Here is a 22,873-nt window from a genome sequence, read left to right as displayed (position 1 = left end):
TTCGAATTTGTATGCAAACTAAATGTTTGTCAAATGTTAAATTAAGTTTGCAAAACCGAAAATCCACTGCTAGATTGAAAAAATATTGAACAGAAAGGTCATTTTAACCGCAGTAATGGCGATAATTTAGTCCACTTTGTGAGATCGATCATGGAAAATATAATGTACAAGCCGGTTATCGGTATCGTGATGTGCAGGAACAGGCTTAAGGGTCATGAGACCCAGACCCTGCAAGAAAAGTACCTGAATGCCATTATTCACGCGGGCGGTTTGCCGATTGCGCTGCCACACGCGCTGGCGGAGCCTGAGTTGCTCGCAGAACTTCTGCCGAAACTCGATGGCATTTATCTGCCAGGAAGCCCCAGCAATGTGCAGCCGCACCTTTATGGTGAAAACGGCGATGAGCCTGACGCCGATCCCGGGCGTGATCTTCTGAGCATGGCGTTAATCAATGCCGCACTCGAAAGGCGCATCCCCATTTTCGCCATCTGCCGGGGGTTACAGGAAATGGTGGTGGCAACCGGGGGTTCTTTGCATCGCAAGCTGTGCGAGCAGTCGGAACTGCTGGAGCATCGGGAAGATCCTGAATTGCCGGTCGAACAGCAGTATGCGCCATCGCACGAAGTGCAGGTTGAAGAGGGCGGATTATTGTCCGCACTGTTACCTGACTGTAGCAACTTTTGGGTAAACTCCCTGCACGGGCAAGGGGCGAAGGTTGTGAGCCCGCGTTTGCGCGTAGAAGCCCGTTCGCCGGATGGGCTGGTGGAGGCGGTGAGCGTCAATAATCACCCCTTCGCGCTGGGCGTGCAGTGGCACCCGGAATGGAACAGTAGCGAGTATGCGCTTTCGCGTATATTGTTTGAGGGCTTTATCACCGCTTGTCAGAACCATATCGCTGAAAAACAGCGACTCTGACCCCTACAGTTAAGGAAATGCAAATATGAGTGATGACGGACTGGCACCGGGTAAACGCTTGTCGGAAATCCGCCAGCAACAAGGACTTTCACAACGTCGTGCCGCCGAACTCTCCGGGCTGACTCACAGCGCTATCAGTACGATAGAGCAGGATAAAGTCAGCCCAGCTATCAGTACGCTGCAAAAGCTGCTGAAGGTGTATGGTCTGTCACTCTCGGAATTCTTTTCCGAGCCGGAAAAACCTGATGAACCGCAGGTCGTCATTAATCAGGACGACTTAATTGAAATGGGCAGTCAGGGTGTATCGATGAAGCTGGTGCATAACGGGAACCCGAATCGCACGCTGGCGATGATATTTGAAACGTACCAGCCGGGCACCACGACCGGGGAGAGAATTAAGCATCAGGGTGAGGAAATAGGCACTGTACTGGAAGGTGAAATTGTTCTGACCATTAATGGCCAGGATTATCATCTCGTCGCGGGGCAAAGTTATGCCATTAATACCGGCATCCCGCACAGTTTCAGTAATACGTCGGCAGGCATTTGCCGAATTATCAGCGCCCATACGCCCACCACGTTTTAATCTTTTTGCTTTTGTAGGCCGGGTAAGCGAAACGCCACCCGGCTAGCTATAAAGGCAATCTATAAAGAATGTCGCCAGAAATAAACGGGCTCATCGCCCGGGGATCTCTGCGCCCTGACGTTCACAAACTGCATATATCTGATAGACGTGAAACAGGAGTCATAATGAATTTTCATCATCTGGCTTACTGGCAGGATAAAGCGTTAAGTCTCGCCATTGAAACCCGCTTATTTATTAACGGTGAATATTCCGCTGCGGCGGAAAATGAAACCTTTGAAACCGTTGATCCGGTCACCCAGGCACCGCTGGCGAATATCGCGCGCGGCAAGAGCGCCGATATCGACCGTGCGGTGAGCGCAGCACGCAGCGTATTTGAACGCGGCGACTGGTCGCAGGCCGCCCCGGCAAAACGTAAAGCGGTGCTGAATAAACTCGCCGATTTAATGGAAGCCCACGCCGAAGAACTGGCGCTGCTGGAAACCCTCGACACCGGCAAACCGATTCGGCACAGCCTGCGTGATGATATACCCGGCGCGGCGCGCGCCATTCGCTGGTACGCCGAGGCAATCGATAAGGTGTATGGCGAAGTGGCGACCACCAGTAGCCATGAGCTGGCGATGATCGTGCGTGAACCGGTCGGCGTGATTGCCGCCATTGTACCGTGGAACTTCCCGCTGTTGCTGACCTGCTGGAAGCTTGGCCCGGCGCTGGCAGCAGGGAACAGCGTTGTCCTGAAACCGTCTGAAAAATCACCGCTCAGTGCGATTCGTCTCGCCGGGCTGGCGAAAGAAGCTGGTCTGCCGGATGGTGTGTTGAACGTGGTGACGGGTTTTGGTCATGAAGCGGGGCAGGCGCTGTCACGCCATGACGATATCGACGCCATCGCCTTCACCGGCTCGACCCGTACCGGGAAACAGCTGCTGAAAGACGCAGGCGACAGCAACATGAAACGCGTCTGGCTGGAAGCCGGTGGCAAAAGCGCCAACATCGTTTTTGCCGACTGCCCGGATCTGCAAAAAGCGGCGAGCGCCACCGCTGCGGGCATTTTCTACAACCAGGGGCAGGTGTGTATCGCCGGAACACGCCTGTTGCTGGAAGAGAGCATCGCCGATGAATTCTTAGCCCTGTTAAAACAGCAGGCGCAAAACTGGCAGCCGGGCCATCCGCTTGACCCCGCAACTACCATGGGCACCTTAATCGACAGCGCTCATGCTGACTCGGTGCATGGCTTTATTCGTGAAGGCGAAGGCAAAGGGCAATTGCTGCTGGATGGCCGCAACGCCGAACTGGCTGCGGCCATCGGCCCGACCATCTTTGTGGATGTGGACCCCAATGCGTCCTTAAGCCGCGAAGAGATTTTCGGCCCGGTGCTGGTGGTCACCCGTTTCACATCAGAAGATCAGGCGCTACAGCTTGCCAACGACAGCCAGTATGGCCTCGGCGCGGCGGTGTGGACGCGCGACCTCTCCCGCGCGCACCGCATGAGCCGTCGCCTGAAAGCCGGTTCCGTCTTCGTCAATAACTACAACGACGGCGATATGACCGTGCCGTTTGGCGGCTATAAGCAGAGCGGCAACGGTCGCGACAAATCCCTGCATGCCCTTGAAAAATTCACTGAACTGAAAACCATCTGGATAAGCCTGGAGGCCTGAAATGACCGAACATACCAGCAGTTACTACGCCGCCAGTGCGAATAAATACGCGCCATTCGACACGCTGAATGAGTCAATCACCTGTGATGTTTGCGTGGTCGGCGGCGGCTATACCGGGCTCTCTTCCGCGCTGCATCTGGCGGAAGCGGGCTTTGACGTGGTGGTTCTCGAAGCCTCACGCATCGGCTTTGGCGCCAGCGGGCGCAACGGCGGGCAGCTTGTGAACTCCTACAGCCGCGACATCGACGTTATCGAAAAAAGCTACGGCATGGACACCGCCCGTATGCTCGGCAGCATGATGTTTGAAGGCGGCGAGATCATCCGCGAACGTATCAAACGTTATCAGATTGACTGCGATTACCGCCCCGGCGGCCTGTTTGTGGCGATGAATGATAAACAACTCGCCACACTTGAAGAGCAGAAAGAGAACTGGGAACGCTACGGCAATAAACAGCTGGAACTGCTGGACGCCAACGCCATTCGCCGCGAGGTCGCCAGCGATCGCTACACGGGCGCGCTGCTGGATCACAGCGGCGGGCATATTCACCCGTTGAACCTCGCCATTGGTGAAGCCGACGCCATCCGCCTGAACGGCGGGCGCGTGTATGAGCTTTCTGCCGTGACGCAGATCCAGCACACCACGCCCGCCGTAGTGCGTACAGCCACAGGCCAGGTGACGGCGAAGTATGTGATTGTCGCCGGGAATGCGTACCTGGGCGATAAAGTGGAGCCAGAGCTGGCGAAACGCAGCATGCCGTGCGGCACGCAGGTGATCACCACCGAGCGGCTTTCCGATGATTTAGCCCGTTCGCTGATCCCGAAAAACTACTGTGTGGAAGACTGTAACTATCTGCTCGATTACTACCGCCTTACCGCCGACAACCGTCTGCTGTACGGCGGCGGCGTGGTCTACGGCGCACGCGACCCGGATGACGTTGAGCGTCTTGTTGTGCCGAAACTGCTGAAAACTTTCCCGCAACTGAAGGGCGTGAAAATCGACTATCGCTGGACGGGCAACTTCCTGCTGACCCTGTCGCGTATGCCGCAGTTTGGTCGCCTTGATACCAACATCTATTACATGCAGGGTTACAGCGGCCACGGCGTCACCTGTACCCACCTCGCCGGGCGTCTGATTGCCGAACTGTTGCGCGGCGACGCCGAACGTTTCGATGCCTTCGCCAATCTGCCGCATTACCCGTTCCCCGGCGGGCGCACGCTGCGAGTACCGTTTACCGCGATGGGCGCGGCTTATTACAGCCTGCGCGATCGTCTGGGCGTTTAATTTCCGATTAACAGTGAAGAGTCAAAAGGTGTGAAACATGAGCAACAATGAATTCCATCAGCGTCGTCTTTCTGCTACCCCTCGCGGGGTTGGCGTGATGTGTAACTTCTTCGCCCAGTCGGCTGAAAACGCCACGCTGAAGGATGTTGAGGGCAATGAGTACATCGATTTCGCCGCAGGCATTGCGGTGCTCAATACCGGGCATCGCCACCCTGAACTGGTCGCGGCGGTGGAGCAGCAACTGCAACAGTTTACCCACACGGCCTACCAGATTGTGCCGTATGAAAGCTACGTCACCCTGGCGGAGAAGATTAACGCCCTTGCCCCGGTGAGCGGGCAGGCCAAAACCGCGTTCTTCACCACCGGTGCGGAAGCGGTGGAAAACGCGGTGAAAATTGCCCGCGCCCATACCGGACGCCCTGGCGTGATTGCATTTAGCGGCGGCTTCCACGGTCGCACGTATATGACCATGGCGTTAACCGGCAAAGTCGCGCCGTACAAAATCGGCTTCGGCCCGTTCCCTGGTTCGGTCTATCACGTGCCGTATCCGTCAGATTTACATGGCGTTTCAACGCAGGACTCCCTCGACGCCATCGAGCGCTTGTTTAAATCAGACATCGAAGCGAAGCAGGTCGCGGCCATTATCTTCGAACCGGTGCAGGGCGAGGGCGGTTTTAATGTGGCGCCAAAAGAGCTGGTTGCTGCCATTCGCCGCCTGTGCGACGAGCACGGTATTGTGATGATTGCCGATGAAGTGCAAAGCGGCTTTGCGCGTACCGGTAAACTGTTTGCCATGGATCATTACGTCGATAAGCCGGACTTAATGACGATGGCGAAAAGCCTCGCGGGCGGGATGCCGCTTTCGGGCGTGGTCGGTAACGCGAATATTATGGACGCGCCCGCGCCGGGCGGGTTGGGTGGCACCTACGCCGGGAATCCGCTGGCGGTAGCTGCCGCGCACGCGGTGCTCAACATTATCGACAAAGAATCCCTTTGCGAACGCGCGAATCAGCTGGGCCAGCGCCTGACGCAAACCCTGATTGATGCCAAAGAAAACGTTCCGGCCATCGCGGCGGTACGCGGTCTGGGGTCGATGATTGCGGCAGAGTTTAACGACCCGCAAACGGGCGAACCGTCAGCCGCCATTGCGCAGAAAATTCAGCAACGCGCGCTGGCGCAGGGGCTGCTACTGCTGACCTGCGGCGCGTACGGCAACGTGATTCGTTTTCTGTATCCGCTAACCATCCCGGATGCGCAGTTCGATGCGGCCATGAAAATTTTGCAGGATGCGCTGAGAGACTAATTGCAATAACAGCGGGCTGCAATTGTGCAGCCCGCTATAAATACTGGATAAATATTATTAATTAACGCTTTTCCAGAATAACGTTCTTCATCCTTTCTCTTATGCTGCCTGCTCATATCAATAGCCAAAAAACTTGGTTAGCCCGTTCTTAATTGTTCAATATAGTCATTCCTGTGTTCTTGCTAATTCGCGTGATAGGCGTTTAGCGACTATTTTACAGGAGTTATATTTATGCATCTCGCTCGATTTCCCCGGCTCTCGTTCGGTCATTTCCCCACGCCATTAGAACCGTTAACCCAGCTTTCTCAATTGCTCGGCGGTCCGAATATTTGGATCAAACGCGACGATTGCACAGGCCTTGCGACAGGTGGAAATAAAACCCGCAAACTTGAATTTTTACTGGGCGATGCGCAGGAAAAACAGGCCGACGTTATTATCACTCAGGGCGCAACCCAATCGAATCATGTGCGACAGACCGTAGCCGCCGCGGCGAAACTTGGCCTCAAAACACATATTTTCCTTGAGCAGCGTGTGACCACACTCGGCGATGACTACCAGCACTCTGGCAATATTTTGCTTGATGGCCTGTTAGGCGGTGAAATTATTGCGCACCTGCCAGCCGGGACTGATATGCAGCAGGCGATGGAGCATCACGCAGAAACGCTACGCGCGCAGGGATTCAAACCGTATGTGATCCCCGGTGGCGGCTCGAATCCTGTTGGCGCGTTGGGCTATGTGGCCTGCGCACAGGAACTGCTATGGCAGTCCAGCCAGCAGCGCCTGAGAATCGACCATATCGTTCATGCCACGGGAAGCGCCGGTACGCAGGCAGGATTAGTCGCTGGTCTTCACGCCTCAAACAGCGGTATTCCGCTACTGGGTATTAGCGTGCGTGCGCCGCGTGAGAAACAGGAGCAAAACGTCTGGCGCCTGGCCCAGCAAACGCTGGAACTGTTGGGTGTCGAGGGCGAGCTGCCGCGCGAAAGCGTTAAGGCTAACAGTGACTATGTGGGTGAAGGATACGGCCTGCCGACGACATCTATGCTGGAAGCTCTGCAACTGCTGGCACAGCATGAAGGCATCTTGCTCGATCCGGTTTATTCCGGAAAAGGATTCGCCGGGCTGATTGGCCTGATTCGCGAAGGCGCTTTCCGGAAGGGTGAAAATGTGGTCTTCATCCACACCGGCGGTTCTGCGGGCCTGTTTGGCTACCGCCAGGTGATCACCGATTCGCTCGCCTCATGAGCCGCCCCTTTTTATTAGGTGTGCTGGGCGGCATGGGCCCATTAGCCACCGTCGATTTTATGCATAAGCTTCTGCGCGCCACGCCTGCCACTCACGATCAGCAGCAAATACCTCATGTGGTGTGGAATGTGCCGCAAATTGCCGATCGTCAGCGTGCGTTGGCCGGAGAGGGGCCATCGCCGCTTCCGCAACTGCTTTACGGTATACAGCAGCTTAACCGGTTGGGTGTTAGCCATATTGTGATTGCCTGTAACACCGCGCATCACTGGTATGAGGCGTTAAAACAAGAAAGTGATGCGCCGATATTGCACATCGCGGATGCCACGCTCGAGGCGATAGAGGATAAACCGAAAAAAGTGGGACTCATCGCAACACAGGGAACGCTGGATGCAGGCTGGTTTCAACAGCGTTTCGCGGCCATTGGTACGGAAAGCCTGCTCCCGACCCAGGATGAAATCACGCGCTGGTTTGTTCCGGGGTGCTATGCGGTGAAACGCGGTGATTTGCAGCAGGGAGGCGAGCTGCTGACGTTGCAGGCGCGGGCGCTGCGTGAGCGTGGTGCTGAGAAACTGGTGCTGGCCTGTACTGAAGTTCCTGTGGCGTTAGCGGCCATCTCTTCGCCCTATCTTAACGAGGCCATTGATCCTGCCGAGGCGCTGGCGCAGCAGTGCGCAACCCTTTGGTTATCACGGCGTAACGATCGCATTAATTGAATGATTTCACACAGAATAATACAGAGAGACAACATGAAAAAAGGTCTGGTTTTTTTACTCGCAGCAGGCAGTTTCTGGGTTAACAGTACTTTTGCCGACACACCGTCTGAAGTGCGTGTCGCCTATAGCGGTGGCTCACAGGTTTTGATGTTGGCAAAGGCGGATGGGTCACTGGATAAAGCATTAAACAGTAAAGTGAAGTGGGTGCAATTTGCGTCAGGTGCCGATGCCTTAACCTACTTCGCCAGCAATGCGATTGATATTGCCAACTTCGGATCCAGCCCGGCAACCGCAGGCATTGTCAGAAAACTGCCGGTCGAAATTATTGGTGTTTCCGGCGTCATTGCCAGCTATGAGCGGTTGATTGGAAAAGAGGGGATTAACGGAATTAAGGATATCGAAGGCAAACGCGTGGCGTATCCGCCAAACTCCACCGCGCAATATGCGCTGGAAGCCGCGATCACCGTTAATAAACTGGATCGTAGCAAAATAACTCTGCTGCCGTTACGTCCGGCAGAGATGGTGGCGGCGTGGAAACGCGGTGATATTGATGCGGGCTATGTATGGGCGCCTTTTGCGCAGGAGCTGGAATCAGCAGGAGGCCATCAGGTCTTTGCCACTAAAGAGCTGCAAAAATCAGGCTATCTCATTTACAACAACTACGTTGTCCGTAAAGCCTTTGCGGAACAATACCCTCAGGTGGTAACCGCATTCCTGCGCGTGCATCAGGAAAAAGTCAACGAGTTCAAAAAGGATCCGGAACGCGCTTCCGCGATTGTGGCAAAAGAAGTTGGCGCGCCGCAAACGACGGCGGCTAACACCCTGAATGGTCTGGAATATCCGACATTAGCTGAGCAGAGTACGCCCTCCTGGTTGGGGAATGGTACGGATACCAGCGATAGCGGTATTGGAAAAGCGCTGAGCAAAACGGCGAACTTCCTTGCCGGAATTGGTGAAATCCGGCAGCGCGATATCCCGACAAACTGGAATAGCGCCATCAATGCCCACTACATTCAAGATGCGGCGGTGTCCGGACAATGAAATTGAGTCAACATATCGCTATCAGCGTGGTATCGGTGGCGGTTTTCTTTTTGCTCTGGCAAACGGCGGCGACAAGGCAGTGGGTGGACCCACTGCTGCTCCCCTCGCTGACGGATATTGGTTTAACCGCGCGTGAGTTACTGGAAGATGGCTATCGGCAGGTACCGCTCTGGCAGCATATCGCCGTCAGTCTGGCCCGCGCGTTGAGCGCCTTTGCGCTGGCTATTGCGATTGGCATCCCGCTGGGATTATTGATGGGGCTTTCAGACACGCTGGCTGCCATCCTTAACCCGTTTGTGCAATTTCTCCGTCCGTTACCCAAAATCGCGTTGATTCCACTGGCGGTAGTCTGGCTGGGAATTGGCGAGTCATCAAAATTCTTTTTGATATTTATCGCGACGTTTTTGAGTGTCGTTGTCGGTGCGTCGGCGGCCGTAGAGCGAATTGGCCGCTCACGTATTCGCGTCGCACAAACGCTGGGCGCGACGCGTCGGCAGATCTTTATGCGTGTGGTATTGCCTGATGCGCTGCCGGATCTTTTTACCACGGTCAGGCTCTCGATTGGTATTGGCTGGACGTCGCTGATTGCGGCGGAGATGGTGGCTGCCAGTTCAGGGCTTGGCTGGATGGTGGTGAACGCCAGCGCCTACTTGCGCACGGATATTGTCATGCTGGGTATTCTGCTGTTGGGCGGCATTGGTTATCTGCTCGATTTATTAATCCTGGGGTTGCAGCGCGTGGTTGTACCCTGGGCGGGGAAAGAATAATGAGTTCTATCTCACTTGAAAATGTGTCACTGACCTTTGCGGCAAAACCGAGTCCGGTCACGGTTCTTGACGATATCTCCCTCACCCTGAAAAAAGGGGAGTTTGTAGTATTGCTCGGGCCATCGGGCTGCGGGAAATCGACCATCCTTAATTTGGTTGCCGGGTTTACTCGACCCGATAAAGGTACGGTAAAGGCCGCAGGGAAAAAGGTGACGCAGCCAGGGCCGGATCGCGGCATGATCTTTCAGCAGGCAAATTTATTTCCCTGGTTGTCAGTACTGGAAAACGTCACCTTTGGCCCGCGCTTAGGCAAATATGATAAAGAGGTCGTGAATAACCAGGCGATCGACTGGCTATCCCGCGTGGGCTTGAAGGGATTTGAACATCATGCGCCCTGGCAGCTTTCTGGTGGGATGAAACAACGCGTTGCATTGGCTCGCGCCTGGCTGCCTGAACCAGACGTTTTGTTGCTGGATGAACCCTTTGGCGCGCTGGACGCACAAACGCGATTAATGATGCAGGAACTGCTTCGCGACGCCTGGCTGAAAACGGAAACGACGTTGTTGTTTGTCACTCATGATGTGGAAGAGGCGCTGTTTCTGGCTGACCGTATTCTGGTTATGTCGGCCAAGCCAGGGCGAATTGTCGAAGAGATTGTGCTGCCGTTTACTCGCGAGAGAAATATCGAAACGCTGGCAGAACACCCGCAGTACAGTGAAATTAAACACCGTGTTCTGCATCGCGTACGCACGGAAGCAAAGCGACATATGGCGGCGTCGCTTCAGTGATCTCCTCTGAGCCTGCGCATGCAGGCTCATTCTCCCGCACGTCTTTACAGGCGAATCACAAACACCGGCACGCGTGCATGGCGTAAAATCCCCGAGGCTTCAGACCCCAGCAGATGCGACTGCTTTGCCGGGTTGCGCGAACCAATCACTACCACATCCGCCTTTAGTTCATCCGCCAGCGTCGCGACGGCGTCACGCACTTTCCCGCTGCGGATATGGTGATGAATACGGTTCTGTGGGAATGAGAGACTCCTTGCCAGCTGCGCCATTTTCTCTTCGCTGGCACATTGTAGATACTGCTGCATTTTCTTCGCGTCGGCGATAAAACCCCGCGTGAGCATCGGTGAGAATTCCGGCAGCACATGCAGAAGATGAATATCACCGCCGGCTTTCTCGGCCAGATATTGCGCGTGTGCTAAGGCGTTGTCGGCGAGGTCGGACTCAAAGACATCAACGGGAACCAGAATCGTTTTATACATAGTTGAAATCCCTTCATATCAATCATTTGCTGAAATAATCTTTATTGTGGATAACAACGCATGAAGGGGCCAGCGATCGCGGTCACTGATTAAGAAATATCGACAAATCAGATGGTTAATTTACATTTTGTGACTGACGCTTGCCCGGCTGAAGATCCGGTAGGCCTGATAAGCGAAGCGCCATCAGGCAACTGCGCCGTTCTCCTGCCGGGGGCGCTGCGCTTGCCCGGCCTACAAGGCTGAAGATCCGGTAGGCCTGATAAGCGAAGCGCCATCAGGCATCTGCGCGGTCCTCTAGCCGGGGGCGCTGCGCTTGCCCGGCCTACAAGGCTGAAGATCCCGTAGGCCTGATAAGCGAAGCGCCATCATGCAACTGCGCGGTCTCCTGCCGGGGGCGCTGCGCTTGCCCGGCCTACAAGGCTGAAGATCCCGTAGGCCTGATAAGCGAAGCGCCATCAGGCATCTGCGCGGTCTCCTGCCGGGGGCGCTGCGCTTGCCCGGCCTACAAAGGCTGAAGATCCGGTAGGCCTGATAAGCGAAGCGCCATCAGGCAACTGCGCGGTCTCCTGCCGGGGGCGCTGCGCTTGCCCGGCCTACAAAGGCTGAAGAGCCGGTAGGTCTGATAAGCGAAGCGCCATCAGGCAACTGCGCCGTCCTCCTGCCGGGGGCGCTGTGCTTGCCCGGCCTACAGGGGATGAAGAGCCGGTAGGCCTGATAAGCGAAGCGCCATCAGGCAACTGCGCCGTCCTCCTGCCGGGGGCGCTGCGCTTGCCCGGCCTACAAGGCTGAAGAGCCGGTAGGCCTGATAAGCGAAGCGCCATCAGGCAACTGCGCGGTCCTCCAGCCGGGGGCGCTGCGCTTGCCCGGCCTACAAGGGCTGAAGAGCCCGTAGGCCTGATAAGCGAAGCGCCATCAGGCATCTGCGCAGTCTCCAGCCGGGGGCGCTGCGCTTGCCCGGCCTACAAGGCTGAAGATCCCGTAGGCCTGATAAGCGAAGCGCCATCAGGCATCTGCGCCGTTCTCCTGCCGGGGCGCTGCGCTTGCCCGGCCTACAAGGCTGAAGAGCCCGTAGGCCTGATAAGCGAAGTGCCATCAGGCATCTGCGCGGTCTCCTGCCGGGGGCGCTGCGCTTGCCCGGCCCACAAGGGCTGAAGAGCCGGTAGGCCTGATAAGCGAAGCGCCATCAGGCGTTATGGCACATACCTACAATTTGTTCAGCCGCTGAACGCTAATGTTGTCCAGCTTGCCGTCTAAAATTTCCAGAAAGTCATCGTGATACGGCATGGCGACGTGTTTTTTCAAATCGTCCTCAGACTTCCAGCGCTCGATAAACACAAATGATACCGCGCCTTCCACCGCCAGGTTACGCACATCCGGAATGGCGCGGCTTTCGTGCAAATCATATTGCAGGCAACCCGCTTCCAGCTGCGTAGGGCCGACCATCGCCTGTGCGGCGGTGCGGATGGTATCGACATACTCTTTGCGCGGGGTCAGGGTGGCGACAATTTTCACTTCACTCATCGTGATATCCTTTTTTTTATCAATGTTTTTAAAAGCCAATCATTGAGCGTAGCGGTGAAATGGCACTTGCGCCAATAATGATAATCTCCGGCTACCAGAGCCGGACTTTCTCCGGTGAGGCCTCTTTATATTTTCCTTAAACTATGCGGTTTTCATCACGCCCCAAATCCATGCATTGCACCGCTTTGGCTCCCCAAACTGGTGTTGCCTGCATTTTAAATATCCCATCTTACTGATTTAACAGTTACTTTCGTTCTGGCATGCCACTTGCAACATCACAGGCAGAAGGCAGCGTAAGACAATCTGGCATCAATGGCTGGCTAGGGTTCCGGTTCACGAAGGTGAGCGTCAGGTCCGAGAGCTGGCGACCTCGACGAGGTTACACGGCGGGACAAAAGCCCGGGAGACAGCAGCACCATAGGGTGTCGCGCTGCCCCCACTTTTTTGTGCCAAACCGAGGTCCATGATGAAGAGATTGCCGTTTGTTCGCTCACTTGCTCTAACGCTTGCGCTGCTCGCCTGCGCCCCCTCATTTGCCGCCGTCAAAAAAGAGTTCAACATCTGCTGGACTATCTATGCAGGCTGGATGCCCTGGGGCACCATCAGTAACGAAAAAATCATTGATAAATGGGCCAGCAAATACGGCATTAAAATCAATATCGTCCAGCTTAATGATTACATCGAATCGATAAACCAATACACCGCAGGTCAGTTTGACGGCTGCACCATGACCAATATGGATGCGCTGACTATCCCTGCGGCGGGCGGCGTTGATACCACGGCGCTGATTACCGGTAGCTACTCTGACGGCAATGACGGTGTGGTGCTCAAAGGCGCGGATAAAAAGCTCAGCGACCTGAAAGGCCTGTCGGTATATCTCCCTGAGCTGTCGGTTTCCCATTACCTGCTGGTGCGCGGGCTGGAAAAAGCGGGCCTGGCGGAGCGAGATGTGAAAGTGGTCAACACCTCGGATGCGGATATCGTCTCGGCATTTTCTACCGCTAACGTGCGCGCCGCCGTGGCGTGGAATCCGCAGCTTTCCGTGATTAAGCAAACACCGCAAACCACGGAAGTGTTTAGCTCTTCGCAGGTCCCGGGTGAACTGATTGACATGCTGGTGGTGAACAGTGAAACCCTGCATGACAACCCGGCGCTGGGTAAAGCATTGACCGGCGCGTGGTTTGAAATGATGGCAAAAATGCAGGCCGGTGATAAGCAGGCTTTGAGCGCCATGGCTGCCGATTCTGGTACCGATCTCGCCGGTTATCAGGCACAACTTAAAACCACCCATCTCTTCTGGACGCCCGCCGATGCCCTGGCCTTCATCACCGCGCCTGAGCTTGTAAAAACTATGCAGCGCGTGGCGCAGTTCTCTTTTGATAAAGGTTTATTGGGCGAAGGCGCGGCGAGCGCTGATTTCATCGGCATGGCGTTTCCGGGTAATGCGACCCTCGGGGATACCGCTAACACCAAACTGCGTTTTGATGACCGCTATCTGAAGATGGCCGTTGCGGGCCAGCTGTGATAATTGACGACGGGAGCCTACGCCATGCGCCAGATTAACCGCCACCCCCAGCACGGTATGCGAATCATGTTAATGCTGCTGCCTTTCGTGCTGCTGATTGCCGCCTGGTTTGTCGGCTCGACCCTGCGACTGGAGGCCAACCCGCACGACAAACTGTTGCCGGGGCTGTCGCAGATGCTGTCGGCCATCGACCGGATGGCCTTCACGCCGGATCGTCGCAGCGGCGAATATTTGCTGTGGGCCGATACGCTCATCAGCCTGACGCGTTTGCTGCTTGGGCTGACGATTGCGTCGCTCATTGGGCTCAGTATCGGGATTACCGCGGGCGTTTTCCCGATGTACAGTGCGGCGCTGTCCCCGCTGATGACCGTGCTCTCTATGGTGCCGCCGCTGGCTATCCTGCCAATCCTGTTCATCGTATTTGGCCTGGATGAGCTTTCAAAAGTGATGCTTATCGTCATTGGCATCACGCCGATGCTGGCGCGCGACCTCGAACAACGGGCAAAAGAGATCCCAGCGGAGCTGTTCATCAAGGCGCAGACGCTCGGCGCCAATAGCTGGACGGTGGTGCTGCGGGTGGTTCTCCCGCAGCTGCTCTCCCGGTTAATCACCTCCCTGCGCTTAATGCTCGGCTCGGCATGGTTGTTTCTGATTTCAGCGGAAGCTATTTCCGCCACCGCCGGACTGGGCTATCGCATCTTCCTGGTTCGTCGCTACATGGCGATGGACGTCATTATTCCCTACGTCATCTGGATAACCCTGCTGGCGTGGCTAATGGACCTGGCATTACGCCAGTTGCACAAACGCTGCTTCCCATGGGCAGAAGGGGGCCGGGCATGAGTTTTATCGCGGTGAACAATATCTGGCAGGAATACGGCGACCACGTCGTGCTGGAGCGCATCAACCTGACGGTGAAAGAGGGCGAGTTTTGTTCGATGGTCGGCGCGTCCGGCTGCGGAAAATCGACTTTTTTACGCCTGCTGTTAGGCCAGGAGCGCCCCAGCCGTGGCGAGATTTTGCTCGATGGCAAACCGTTACCCGATGAACCCGGCAGCAGCCGGGGCGTGGTATTCCAGCGCTATTCCGTTTTCCCGCATCTTAATGTGCTGGATAACGTCGCCGTTGGGCTGGAACTCCCGGCGTCGCCGTTGCTGGGCCGACTGTTCGGCGCACGCAAACGATCAGCACGCGAACAGGCCGCACAGATGCTGGAAAAAGTCGGTTTAAGTCATGCGCTGGATAAATATCCGGCGCAGCTGTCGGGTGGGATGCAGCAGCGTCTTGCCATCGCCCAGGCGTTCATTATGCAGCCGCGCGTCCTGCTGCTGGATGAACCCTTCGGCGCGCTTGACCCCGGTATTCGCAAAGATATGCACGCGCTACTGCTGGCGCTATGGCGCGAAACGGGGATGACCGTGTTTATGGTGACCCATGACCTGACGGAAGGTTTCAACCTCGGCACCCGTTTACTGGTGTTTGACAAAGTGCGCATCGACCCGCAGGCCCCCAATGCCTACGGCGCGCGGGTAACCTACGACATTCCGCTCAATGAATCGCGGCTGTCGCAGCGTCAGGCGACCGGGGCCGACCACAATGTATTTCCCTTAAGGAGAGAATCTGATGAAGCCATTACTTCACACCACATCGAGCCTGCGTGAAGAGCAGGTCCCAGGCGGCGGGCAGACGTCGTTTATTCTGCGGCGCGGGCAGATCCTGCGGCTGACCGATCTCGACGGTGAGGCCAATGTCAGCATGATGATGCTCAACCCGCACGAGAAAAGTGAACGGCTCAATCTGCCCGATACCCTGAAAGGGCAGCACACCGCGCGTCTCACCGCCGGGCACTGTTTCTATTCTGATATGGGGCGCGTGCTGGCAGGTATTGTTGCGGATACCTGCGGCTGGCATGACCCTTTTGGCGGCGTGTTAAATGCGCAGGAAACCGCGGAAAAATATGGCACAGGACGCTATCAGGAACTGCGCAACGCCTTTTATCGCAACGGCGTCGATAACCTGCTGGTGGAGCTGGGAAAATGGGATCTCGGCCTGGAGGATTTGCTGATGGTGGTGAATTTCTTCAGCAAAGTGACGGTGGAGGAAAATGGCGACTTCCGTTTTGTGCGCGGGCATTCGCAGGCGGGTAATTACGTCGAACTTTTCGCCCCGATGGATGTGCTGATCGTCCTGACGGCACTGCCGCATCCGCAAAACCCTGCCACCGAGTATGCCCCGCGCCCGGTTCAACTGAGCTGGTACCAGGCTTGCGATGAGCAGGCTGCAACAGCCGCGCTGTTCACGCGGGATGAAAACCAGCGCGCCTTTACGAATACGCAACGTTTCACCTGCTAAGGAGCCCGTGATGACCACGATGACCAGCCCACGCCATCCGCAAGACGCAGTGTTCCGCCACGTGATCCCGGCGGGCGAGCCCTATTTGTTTGAAGTAAAAAAAGGGCAGACCTTACGTTTGCTCGATCTCGAAGGTAATCAGGCTATCGACACCCTGTTTTACAACGCCGATAACCCGCGTGAACGCTATGACGTGCAGCGGACGTTGCGCCGCCAGGGGAATGCCTATTTGACCACCGGCAGCGTGCTTTACTCCAACCTCGGCAACCCGCTGTTAACGATAGTGGCGGATACCTGCGGGCGTCACGACACCCTTGGCGGTGCCTGCGCGCAGGAGAGCAATACCGTGCGCTATTCGCTGGATAAACGCTATATGCACAGCTGTCGCGATAACTTTCTGTGCGCCTGCCTGCACGATGGTCGCCTGCATAAGCGCGATATCAGCGCCAACATCAACTTCTTTATGAACGTGCCGGTGACGCCAGAGGGAGGATTGACCTTCGAAGACGGTATCTCTGGGGCAGGGAAGTATGTGGAGCTGGTGGCTGAATGCAACGCAATGGTGCTTATCTCCAACTGCCCGCAGCTTAACAACCCGTGCAATGGCTGGAACCCAACGCCTGCCGAGGTACTGATATGGAACTGACCCGCTGGCAACGCTGGCGCAAGGTGATTTTTCACCTGTTTGCCACCCGTGCCGATCGCCTGAATCACACGCCGACGCCGAAAGCGTAAGCGCGTGCACCCTGAGGACGACCTCAGGGGAATGACTTTATCGCGGGACGACCCGCCAGAAATGAGTCATCACCATGTTTACATCACTCCTCATTGCCAATCGCGGCGCTATCGCCTGTCGAATTTTACGTACGCTGCGCGCTATGCACATTAAGGGCGTGGCGGTCTATTCTGAGGCTGACCTCAGCAGCCTGCATATCCGTGAAGCCGATGAGGCGATAAGCCTTGGCGAAGGCCCGGCGGCACAAACCTATCTGGTTATCGACAACATTATCGCCGCCGCCAAAAGCAGCGGGGCCAGCGCGATTCATCCCGGTTATGGTTTTCTGTCGGAAAATGCGGCGTTTGCCGAAGCCTGTGAGGCCGCCGGGCTGGCATTCGTGGGCCCGACGCCTGAGCAACTGCGTACTTTTGGGCTGAAGCATACCGCCCGCGCGCTGGCGAAAGCACAGGGCGTGCCGATGCTTGAAGGAACGGAACTGCTGGCGGATGCGCAGGAAGCTTGCCAGCAGGCCGCATTGATAGGATATCCGGTGATGCTGAAAAGCACGGCGGGCGGCGGCGGAATCGGGATGCGTGTGTGCCGTGATGCGCGAGAACTTAGCGAGTCGTTCGACGCTGTCGTACGTCTGGGGCAGAACAATTTTAGTGATGCTGGCGTCTTTCTGGAGAAGTACATTGAACGCGCCCGCCATCTGGAAGTGCAGATTTTTGGCGACGGAAAGGGGGAGGTGATTGCACTCGGTGTGCGCGACTGTTCGGTTCAGCGGCGTAACCAGAAAGTGATTGAAGAGACGCCCGCGCCGAATCTGCCGGACGGGATGAGCGAAGCGTTGTGTGAGGCCGCCATTGCTCTTGGAAAAGCGGTGAACTACCGCAGTGCTGGCACGGTGGAGTTTGTTTATGACAGCGTGGCCGCGCAGTTCTATTTTCTCGAAGTGAATACCCGTTTGCAGGTGGAGCACGGCGTCACTGAACAAGTATGGGGCGTGGATCTGGTTCGCTGGATGATTGAACTGGCCGCCGGAGAACTTCCGCCATTATCGACGCTGTATGCCGGGTTAACGCCGCGCGGCCACGCCATTCAGGCGCGTATCTATGCTGAAGATCCGGGGCGTCAGTTTCAGCCATCGCCGGGTTTACTCACTGAGGTCGTCTTCCCGTCGGCAGATGGCGCGACGCTGCGTATTGACCGCTGGATTGAAGCCGGATGTGAAGTGCCACCGTTCTTCGACCCGATGCTGGCTAAAATGATTAGCTGGCGTGATAACCGGGCAGAGGCGATAACGGCCCTGAGCAACGCGCTTGCCGAAACGCGTTTATATGGGGTTGAAACCAATCGCCTTTATCTCCAGCAAATTCTGACGTTTGAATCGTTTAGCCAGGGCGAACCCTGGACCCGCTGCCTGGACGCGTTGCATTATCAGGCGAATACCGTTGAGGTGGTGAGCGCCGGAACGCAAACCAGCGTGCAGGATTATCCCGGTCGGCTGGGCTACTGGGCTGTCGGCGTACCGCCATCGGGCCCAATGGATAACCGGGCGCAGCGCCTGGGCAATCGCCTGCTCGGTAACCCGCAAGGGGAAGCCGCGCTGGAGATAACCCTCAGTGGCCCGACCCTGAGATTTAATACGGCGGCGGTGGCGGTTGTCTGCGGCGCATCAATACCCGTAACGCTTGATGGTATAGCGCAGGAGATGGACCAAACGTTCACCATCCCCGCCGGATCGACGCTGAAAATCGGCGAAATCACTGGCGCTGGCGTGCGAAGCTACTTATGTCTGCGCGGCGGCATCCAGGTTCCGATGTATCTTGACAGCAAAAGCACCTTTACCCTCGGCCAGTTCGGCGGGCATGCCGGACGCGCGTTGCGTGCGGGCGATGTGCTGCATCTGGGCGAATGCCATGACGCACAGCAGGCGACGTTACCCACATCGTTGCAAATGCATTTGCCGGATGTACGCACGCTGCGGGTGATCTACGGCCCGCACGGCGCGCCGGAATTCTTTGCCGAAAGCTACATTGACACTTTCTTCACCACCGACTGGGAAGTGCACTTCAACTCCAGCCGAACGGGTGTGCGCTTGATCGGCCCGAAACCCCTTTGGGCACGTGAGAGCGGCGGCGAAGCGGGGCTGCATCCGTCGAATATTCACGATAATCCGTATGCGGTTGGCGCGGTTGATTTTACCGGCGATATGCCCGTCATTCTTGGGCCAGATGGCCCGAGCCTGGGCGGGTTTGTTTGCCCGGTCACCGTTATCGAAGCCGATCTCTGGCAGCTAGGTCAGCTAAAGGCGGGAGACAAAATCCGTTTTGTCCCTGTAAGCCTTGCGACGGCGCGCCAGCTTGCGCAGTCGCAGAAGGGTGAGATAGAGACGCTGCAAGCCATCACAAACGAATGGCAGCCTGCCGCGTTAAACTCGCCGATCGTGATGAACTGCGGTGAGGGTGACAAGCGGTTGATCGCGCGGGTATCGGGCGACACGCATTTGCTGCTGGAAGCCGGGGAACCGGAGCTGGATCTGGTGCTGCGTTTTCGCATTCACGCCCTGATGCAGACGCTGGAGCGCGCATCGCGGCCTGGCGTTGTTGACCTGACGCCGGGCATTCGTTCTTTACAGGTGCATTTTGAGCCGGAAACGCTGGCGCTTGATGCATTGCTGGCGTGGGTGCGCGATGAATGGCATTCCGTTTGCGAAAGTGACGATCTACAGGTGCCCACGCGGGTGGTGCATCTCCCTCTTTCCTGGGATGACCCGGCCTGCCGTAAGGCGATTGATAAATACATGACCACCGTGCGCCCGGATGCGCCCTGGTGCCCGAGCAACCTCGAATTCATTCGTCGGATCAACGATCTGCCCGATGAACAGGCGGTCTGGAATACGGTGTTTGACGCCAGCTATCTGGTGATGGGGTTAGGCGATGTCTATCTGGGCGCGCCGGTGGCCACGCCGCTGGATCCTCGCCACCGTCTGGTGACCACCAAATACAACCCGGCGCGAACCTGGACTGCGGAAAACTCGGTGGGCATCGGCGGTGCTTACCTCTGCGTGTATGGCATGGAGGGGCCGGGCGGTTATCAGTTTGTCGGACGAACCCTGCAGATGTGGAATCGCTATCATCACGTCGCCGATTTCGACGGCAAGCCGTGGCTGCTGCGCTTTTTTGACCAGATTCGCTTTTATCCCGTTTCGGGGGAGGAATTACTGCAAATCCGTCGGGATTTCCCGCTCGGGCGCTATCCGTTACGCATTGAGCACAGCACGCTGCGGCTGGCGGAGTATCAGCAGTTTCTTGAACGGGAAGCGCAAGAGATCGGCGCGTTTCGAGAGCATCAGCAGAGGGCGTTTAACGAGGAGCGTGACCGCTGGATCGCCAGCGGACAGGCGCATTTCGACAGCCAGGAGAGCGTGGCCCAGGAAGATACAGATGCGCCACTCATGATGGGAGAGCAGGGGGTGGAGAGCCCCATCTCCGGGAATCTCTGGCAGGTTCAGGCCGCCGCAGGAAGCCGCGTTCGCGCCGGTGACGTGCTGGTGGTACTGGAATCGATGAAGATGGAGATCCCGCTGCTGGCGCCGTGTGATGGTGTGATCCAGCATCTGAGCGTGCAACCCGGCTCGCCAGTGCGCGCCGGGCAACGGGTGGCGGTGATTCTGGAGGACGTCGCTTAACCGTAAGGCTTGCGCGGTGTGATTACTGCAGATTCCCGGCAGTCAAATTTTCTGCATCAAAAGCGTGGCTGACATCGATATGGTTCTGCCCTACAGACGTATCGATGTTCGAGCCCGCTTCAACGCGGGTATTGTCGGCAGCCAGCGCGCTGGCGGATAACACAGAAGCCAGTGACAGCGTCGCGATAACGGCAAACGATTTGATAGATTTCATGATGAGACTCCTTAATACAACCAGAGGGTAAGCAGGTTGTTGTTTTGATAACCCTAAGGATAAAGTGTGACGGCGATCATGAAAATCGGAATGTTTTGCGGTTCTTGTTCAAAAAAATAGAATGACTTTGGTTCATCTTTTTCAGCAGAAATTTGACGTCTCCGCCTCAGGCGTGTAAAACCCACCTAACTCAATACTCAATCTTATTTTCCTTGCCCGATAGCGATGATTATCGTGGTAGCGAAAAGTATTCTCATGCGCATCATTATATTGATAATTTTCACCGGTTTATTATTGCCGATAATAACCACACCTGCGACGGTCCATGCCGCTAGCGGGGCAATAAGCTGTGAGTTTTCCGGCGGAAATAGTTTCTCGTTTGGTTCGCTATCAATTGGCTCGACGGCCACGACAACGGCCAGCGCCAAATACACATGCCACCTTCAGGATTACACGCCAGGGGTTAATCACTACGCGAATATTTGCCTCAGCAGCGAAGATGCACCGCCTTTTAAAATGCAGTCAAACGGTGACAGTGAAGGTAATGTGTATACGCTGCTTTTTCGTGTCTATAACCTGAGCGATCCTGCGCAGGAGTTGCAGCAAAATGATAATTTGATGCAGCAAACGATTATGTTGAATACCGATAATACCACGGTGGGCGGAACCTTTAATCTTAGGGGCGTTGTTCCGGCCGGGCAGAATGATATTCCTGCTTACTCCTATTATAACTACAGCATGACGATGCGCATTCGCTGGAACACCGAGACCAGTACCGATGCGCTGGCTTCCTGTCAGTCCGGGCAGGCGCAAAACAGCGTTACCAACGGCGGGAATACGCAGAGTTCTGCATCTGTCTCAGACAGTTGCGCGATTCAAAGCGTCACCAATCTGGACTTTGGCCTGCTGGAGGCCTCGACGCTGCGCCAGCAAACGACAAAAGCCAGCGCGCAGATCCAGGCGCGATGCCCGTTGGGAACCGCGTTTTCCCTGGGGATTGATAACGGCAGCCATGCGAATGGCAATAGCAGGCAGATGTGTAACGGTAATAATCGTTGCCTGAACTACACGCTTTGGCAGGACAGCTCTGCGTCAATGCCGTGGGGCAATACTGCCAATGTCGATCGCGTGGACGTCTCCAGCGCCAGCGGATCGGCGCAATCATTTGTTGTATACGGTGAGGTGCCCTCCGGGCAAGCGGTGAACGGGGATGGCATATTTAGTGATGATGTGGTGATAACACTGACGTATTAATGGGCGTGACTTATAAAAAACACCAAATAATTCTCGCCTAATAATCTCATAATAATATTAATCGGCATATCTGAATAATATTTGATGATTAATAATATGCTGATTTCTTCAACGGGAAATGGGTGTCTTTTTACGAAGGTGTTACAGGTGTGTATTTTTTACCTGGCACCTTTTTATAACATGCAACCCAAATTGTGCGCATTTTCTTTTTCTGCTTGCCGATGCACTTTAAGACTAATCAAGATATAGCACGAAATTTATTCTGCAATGCCCAACGCGGCAAAATAGAATTCATAACAAATCAAACTATCACTCATGGTGATAACCCAAAACGGTGCTGTATTATGAATGCGAAGCAAATTTATCTTATTTTTGCCTTAGTGATGCCAGTGGCGTTGACCGCACATGCGCAAGACGCCAGTACGTCGGCAAATATGCATGTCACGCTGGAAGTCCTTAAATCCTGCGCAGTCTCTGCAGAAGATATGAATTTTGGTGAACATGCCTCATCAGAAACAGCCGAACTGACGGCCGATTCCACCGTAACGGTCACCTGTACCAGCGGGACGGAATACAAACTGAATGCAACCAGCGCCAACGGCGGGGCGGATGCCTTTACGCTGGTCTCCGGAAACAGCAGCGTGGCGTATAACCTGTACGCCGATGACGCGAAAACGCAGCAGGTGACTTCGACCACGCCAATCGAAAATATGACCGGCACGGGCAACGAACAAGAGATAACCCTGTACGGCAAGATTGCCAGCGGCGCGCTGGCGCAGGTACCCGCAGGGACGTACGAAGACAATGTCACGTTGCAAGTGACTTACTAA

At 55.8% G+C, this 22,873-nt stretch carries 22 protein-coding genes and 1 riboswitch; of the genes, 18 read left to right on the top strand and 4 right to left on the bottom strand.

All coding sequences use genetic code 11. The features are described from left to right. Nucleotides 1-150: 150 nt before the first annotated feature. The 10 genes from puuD to G163CM_RS08730 all read left to right on the top strand — a co-directional run bounded on the left by puuD (nt 151) and on the right by G163CM_RS08730 (nt 10,289). Entirely contained in the window at nt 151-915 is a 765-nt protein-coding gene (puuD, locus tag G163CM_RS08775) for a gamma-glutamyl-gamma-aminobutyrate hydrolase (RefSeq protein WP_015964978.1), read from the top strand. A 25-nt stretch (nt 916-940) separates the two neighbouring features. Then, complete coding sequence (gene puuR, locus G163CM_RS08770; protein ID WP_015964977.1) at nt 941-1,498, top strand: HTH-type transcriptional regulator PuuR; 558 nt, start codon at nt 941-943, stop codon at nt 1,496-1,498. A 164-nt stretch (nt 1,499-1,662) separates the two neighbouring features. Next, nucleotides 1,663-3,150, top strand: coding sequence for an aldehyde dehydrogenase PuuC (puuC, locus tag G163CM_RS08765; RefSeq protein ID WP_231827739.1), 1,488 nt, complete (start codon nt 1,663-1,665; stop codon nt 3,148-3,150). Between the two features lies 1 nt (nt 3,151). Then, the gene (gene puuB, locus G163CM_RS08760; RefSeq protein WP_231827738.1) at nt 3,152-4,432 is read left to right on the top strand and encodes a gamma-glutamylputrescine oxidase; all 1,281 of its coding nucleotides are present in this window, start codon (nt 3,152-3,154) and stop codon (nt 4,430-4,432) included. A 37-nt stretch (nt 4,433-4,469) separates the two neighbouring features. Next, on the top strand, nt 4,470-5,735 hold the full coding sequence (gene puuE / locus G163CM_RS08755) for a 4-aminobutyrate transaminase (RefSeq protein ID WP_231827737.1): 1,266 nt from the start codon (nt 4,470-4,472) through the stop codon (nt 5,733-5,735). Between the two features lie 231 nt (nt 5,736-5,966). Further along, a complete protein-coding gene (gene cuyA / locus G163CM_RS08750) occupies nt 5,967-6,980 on the top strand; it encodes a D-cysteate sulfo-lyase (RefSeq protein ID WP_231827736.1) in 1,014 nt (337 codons plus the stop codon). Further along, nucleotides 6,977-7,693: a cysteate racemase gene (cuyB, locus tag G163CM_RS08745; protein WP_231827735.1), complete on the top strand. Its 717-nt coding sequence runs from the start codon at nt 6,977-6,979 to the stop codon at nt 7,691-7,693. The genes cuyA and cuyB overlap by 4 nt, the downstream gene beginning before the upstream one ends. Before the next feature lie 33 nt (nt 7,694-7,726). After that, nucleotides 7,727-8,734: a taurine ABC transporter substrate-binding protein gene (locus G163CM_RS08740; protein ID WP_231827734.1), complete on the top strand. Its 1,008-nt coding sequence runs from the start codon at nt 7,727-7,729 to the stop codon at nt 8,732-8,734. Next, entirely contained in the window at nt 8,731-9,501 is a 771-nt protein-coding gene (locus G163CM_RS08735) for an ABC transporter permease (RefSeq protein ID WP_015964970.1), read from the top strand. The genes G163CM_RS08740 and G163CM_RS08735 overlap by 4 nt, the downstream gene beginning before the upstream one ends. Then, nucleotides 9,501-10,289, top strand: coding sequence for an ABC transporter ATP-binding protein (locus G163CM_RS08730; RefSeq protein ID WP_231827733.1), 789 nt, complete (start codon nt 9,501-9,503; stop codon nt 10,287-10,289). The genes G163CM_RS08735 and G163CM_RS08730 overlap by 1 nt, the downstream gene beginning before the upstream one ends. A 44-nt stretch (nt 10,290-10,333) precedes the next feature. On the opposite strand, the gene G163CM_RS08725 is transcribed toward G163CM_RS08730, so the two are convergent. Both G163CM_RS08725 and G163CM_RS08720 read right to left on the bottom strand, forming a co-directional pair. Then, the gene (locus tag G163CM_RS08725; RefSeq protein ID WP_231827732.1) at nt 10,334-10,768 is read right to left on the bottom strand and encodes a universal stress protein; all 435 of its coding nucleotides are present in this window, start codon (nt 10,766-10,768) and stop codon (nt 10,334-10,336) included. Between the two features lie 1,203 nt (nt 10,769-11,971). After that, on the bottom strand, nt 11,972-12,289 hold the full coding sequence (locus tag G163CM_RS08720) for a putative quinol monooxygenase (RefSeq protein ID WP_015964967.1): 318 nt from the start codon (nt 12,287-12,289) through the stop codon (nt 11,972-11,974). Between the two features lie 309 nt (nt 12,290-12,598). Then, nucleotides 12,599-12,697: riboswitch (guanidine-I (ykkC/yxkD leader) on the top strand. 58 nt (nt 12,698-12,755) lie between these two features. On the opposite strand from G163CM_RS08720, the gene G163CM_RS08715 reads away from it, so the two are divergent. The 6 genes from G163CM_RS08715 to uca all read left to right on the top strand — a co-directional run bounded on the left by G163CM_RS08715 (nt 12,756) and on the right by uca (nt 20,575). Further along, complete coding sequence (locus G163CM_RS08715) at nt 12,756-13,814, top strand: putative urea ABC transporter substrate-binding protein (RefSeq protein WP_231828349.1); 1,059 nt, start codon at nt 12,756-12,758, stop codon at nt 13,812-13,814. A gap of 24 nt (nt 13,815-13,838) precedes the next feature. Then, nucleotides 13,839-14,654, top strand: coding sequence for an ABC transporter permease (locus tag G163CM_RS08710; RefSeq protein WP_231827731.1), 816 nt, complete (start codon nt 13,839-13,841; stop codon nt 14,652-14,654). Then, on the top strand, nt 14,651-15,472 hold the full coding sequence (locus tag G163CM_RS08705; RefSeq protein ID WP_231827730.1) for an ABC transporter ATP-binding protein: 822 nt from the start codon (nt 14,651-14,653) through the stop codon (nt 15,470-15,472). Before G163CM_RS08710 ends, G163CM_RS08705 begins: the two co-directional genes overlap by 4 nt. Then, nucleotides 15,435-16,163, top strand: a complete 729-nt coding sequence (locus G163CM_RS08700; protein WP_231827729.1) for an urea amidolyase associated protein UAAP1 — start codon at nt 15,435-15,437, stop codon at nt 16,161-16,163. Before G163CM_RS08705 ends, G163CM_RS08700 begins: the two co-directional genes overlap by 38 nt. Nucleotides 16,164-16,173: 10 nt before the next feature. Further along, nucleotides 16,174-16,809: an urea amidolyase associated protein UAAP2 gene (locus tag G163CM_RS08695; protein ID WP_015964962.1), complete on the top strand. Its 636-nt coding sequence runs from the start codon at nt 16,174-16,176 to the stop codon at nt 16,807-16,809. Between the two features lie 163 nt (nt 16,810-16,972). Next, entirely contained in the window at nt 16,973-20,575 is a 3,603-nt protein-coding gene (gene uca, locus G163CM_RS08690) for an urea carboxylase (protein ID WP_231827728.1), read from the top strand. 22 nt (nt 20,576-20,597) lie between these two features. Here the strand turns inward: uca and G163CM_RS08685 are convergent, their stop codons facing one another. Further along, nucleotides 20,598-20,789 carry a hypothetical protein gene (locus G163CM_RS08685; RefSeq protein ID WP_015964959.1) on the bottom strand — a complete coding sequence of 64 codons (192 nt, stop codon included), beginning with the start codon at nt 20,787-20,789 and terminating at the stop codon, nt 20,598-20,600. Between the two features lie 203 nt (nt 20,790-20,992). Further along, a complete protein-coding gene (locus tag G163CM_RS08680) occupies nt 20,993-21,223 on the bottom strand; it encodes a hypothetical protein (protein ID WP_231827727.1) in 231 nt (76 codons plus the stop codon). A gap of 82 nt (nt 21,224-21,305) precedes the next feature. On the opposite strand from G163CM_RS08680, the gene G163CM_RS08675 reads away from it, so the two are divergent. Further along, nucleotides 21,306-22,043 (top strand): Csu type fimbrial protein, encoded by a 738-nt coding sequence (locus G163CM_RS08675; RefSeq protein WP_231827726.1) that lies wholly within the window; start codon nt 21,306-21,308, stop codon nt 22,041-22,043. Nucleotides 22,044-22,387: 344 nt separating this feature from the next. Beyond that, entirely contained in the window at nt 22,388-22,873 is a 486-nt protein-coding gene (locus G163CM_RS08670) for a Csu type fimbrial protein (RefSeq protein WP_231827725.1), read from the top strand.

The organism is Pseudocitrobacter corydidari (genome assembly GCF_021172065.1).
Taxonomy (GTDB): domain Bacteria; phylum Pseudomonadota; class Gammaproteobacteria; order Enterobacterales; family Enterobacteriaceae; genus Pseudocitrobacter; species Pseudocitrobacter corydidari.
This window is presented reverse-complemented; position numbering and strand designations above follow the sequence as displayed.

Coding starts and splice junctions, on each gene's coding strand:
- puuD (WP_015964978.1), top strand. CDS start 151: ATGGAAAATATAATGTACAAGCCGGTTATCGGTATCGTGATGTGCAGG.
- puuR (WP_015964977.1), top strand. CDS start 941: ATGAGTGATGACGGACTGGCACCGGGTAAACGCTTGTCGGAAATCCGC.
- puuC (WP_231827739.1), top strand. CDS start 1,663: ATGAATTTTCATCATCTGGCTTACTGGCAGGATAAAGCGTTAAGTCTC.
- puuB (WP_231827738.1), top strand. CDS start 3,152: ATGACCGAACATACCAGCAGTTACTACGCCGCCAGTGCGAATAAATAC.
- puuE (WP_231827737.1), top strand. CDS start 4,470: ATGAGCAACAATGAATTCCATCAGCGTCGTCTTTCTGCTACCCCTCGC.
- cuyA (WP_231827736.1), top strand. CDS start 5,967: ATGCATCTCGCTCGATTTCCCCGGCTCTCGTTCGGTCATTTCCCCACG.
- cuyB (WP_231827735.1), top strand. CDS start 6,977: ATGAGCCGCCCCTTTTTATTAGGTGTGCTGGGCGGCATGGGCCCATTA.
- G163CM_RS08740 (WP_231827734.1), top strand. CDS start 7,727: ATGAAAAAAGGTCTGGTTTTTTTACTCGCAGCAGGCAGTTTCTGGGTT.
- G163CM_RS08735 (WP_015964970.1), top strand. CDS start 8,731: ATGAAATTGAGTCAACATATCGCTATCAGCGTGGTATCGGTGGCGGTT.
- G163CM_RS08730 (WP_231827733.1), top strand. CDS start 9,501: ATGAGTTCTATCTCACTTGAAAATGTGTCACTGACCTTTGCGGCAAAA.
- G163CM_RS08725 (WP_231827732.1), bottom strand. CDS start 10,768: ATGTATAAAACGATTCTGGTTCCCGTTGATGTCTTTGAGTCCGACCTC.
- G163CM_RS08720 (WP_015964967.1), bottom strand. CDS start 12,289: ATGAGTGAAGTGAAAATTGTCGCCACCCTGACCCCGCGCAAAGAGTAT.
- G163CM_RS08715 (WP_231828349.1), top strand. CDS start 12,756: ATGAAGAGATTGCCGTTTGTTCGCTCACTTGCTCTAACGCTTGCGCTG.
- G163CM_RS08710 (WP_231827731.1), top strand. CDS start 13,839: ATGCGCCAGATTAACCGCCACCCCCAGCACGGTATGCGAATCATGTTA.
- G163CM_RS08705 (WP_231827730.1), top strand. CDS start 14,651: ATGAGTTTTATCGCGGTGAACAATATCTGGCAGGAATACGGCGACCAC.
- G163CM_RS08700 (WP_231827729.1), top strand. CDS start 15,435: ATGAAGCCATTACTTCACACCACATCGAGCCTGCGTGAAGAGCAGGTC.
- G163CM_RS08695 (WP_015964962.1), top strand. CDS start 16,174: ATGACCACGATGACCAGCCCACGCCATCCGCAAGACGCAGTGTTCCGC.
- uca (WP_231827728.1), top strand. CDS start 16,973: ATGTTTACATCACTCCTCATTGCCAATCGCGGCGCTATCGCCTGTCGA.
- G163CM_RS08685 (WP_015964959.1), bottom strand. CDS start 20,789: ATGAAATCTATCAAATCGTTTGCCGTTATCGCGACGCTGTCACTGGCT.
- G163CM_RS08675 (WP_231827726.1), top strand. CDS start 21,306: ATGCAGTCAAACGGTGACAGTGAAGGTAATGTGTATACGCTGCTTTTT.
- G163CM_RS08670 (WP_231827725.1), top strand. CDS start 22,388: ATGAATGCGAAGCAAATTTATCTTATTTTTGCCTTAGTGATGCCAGTG.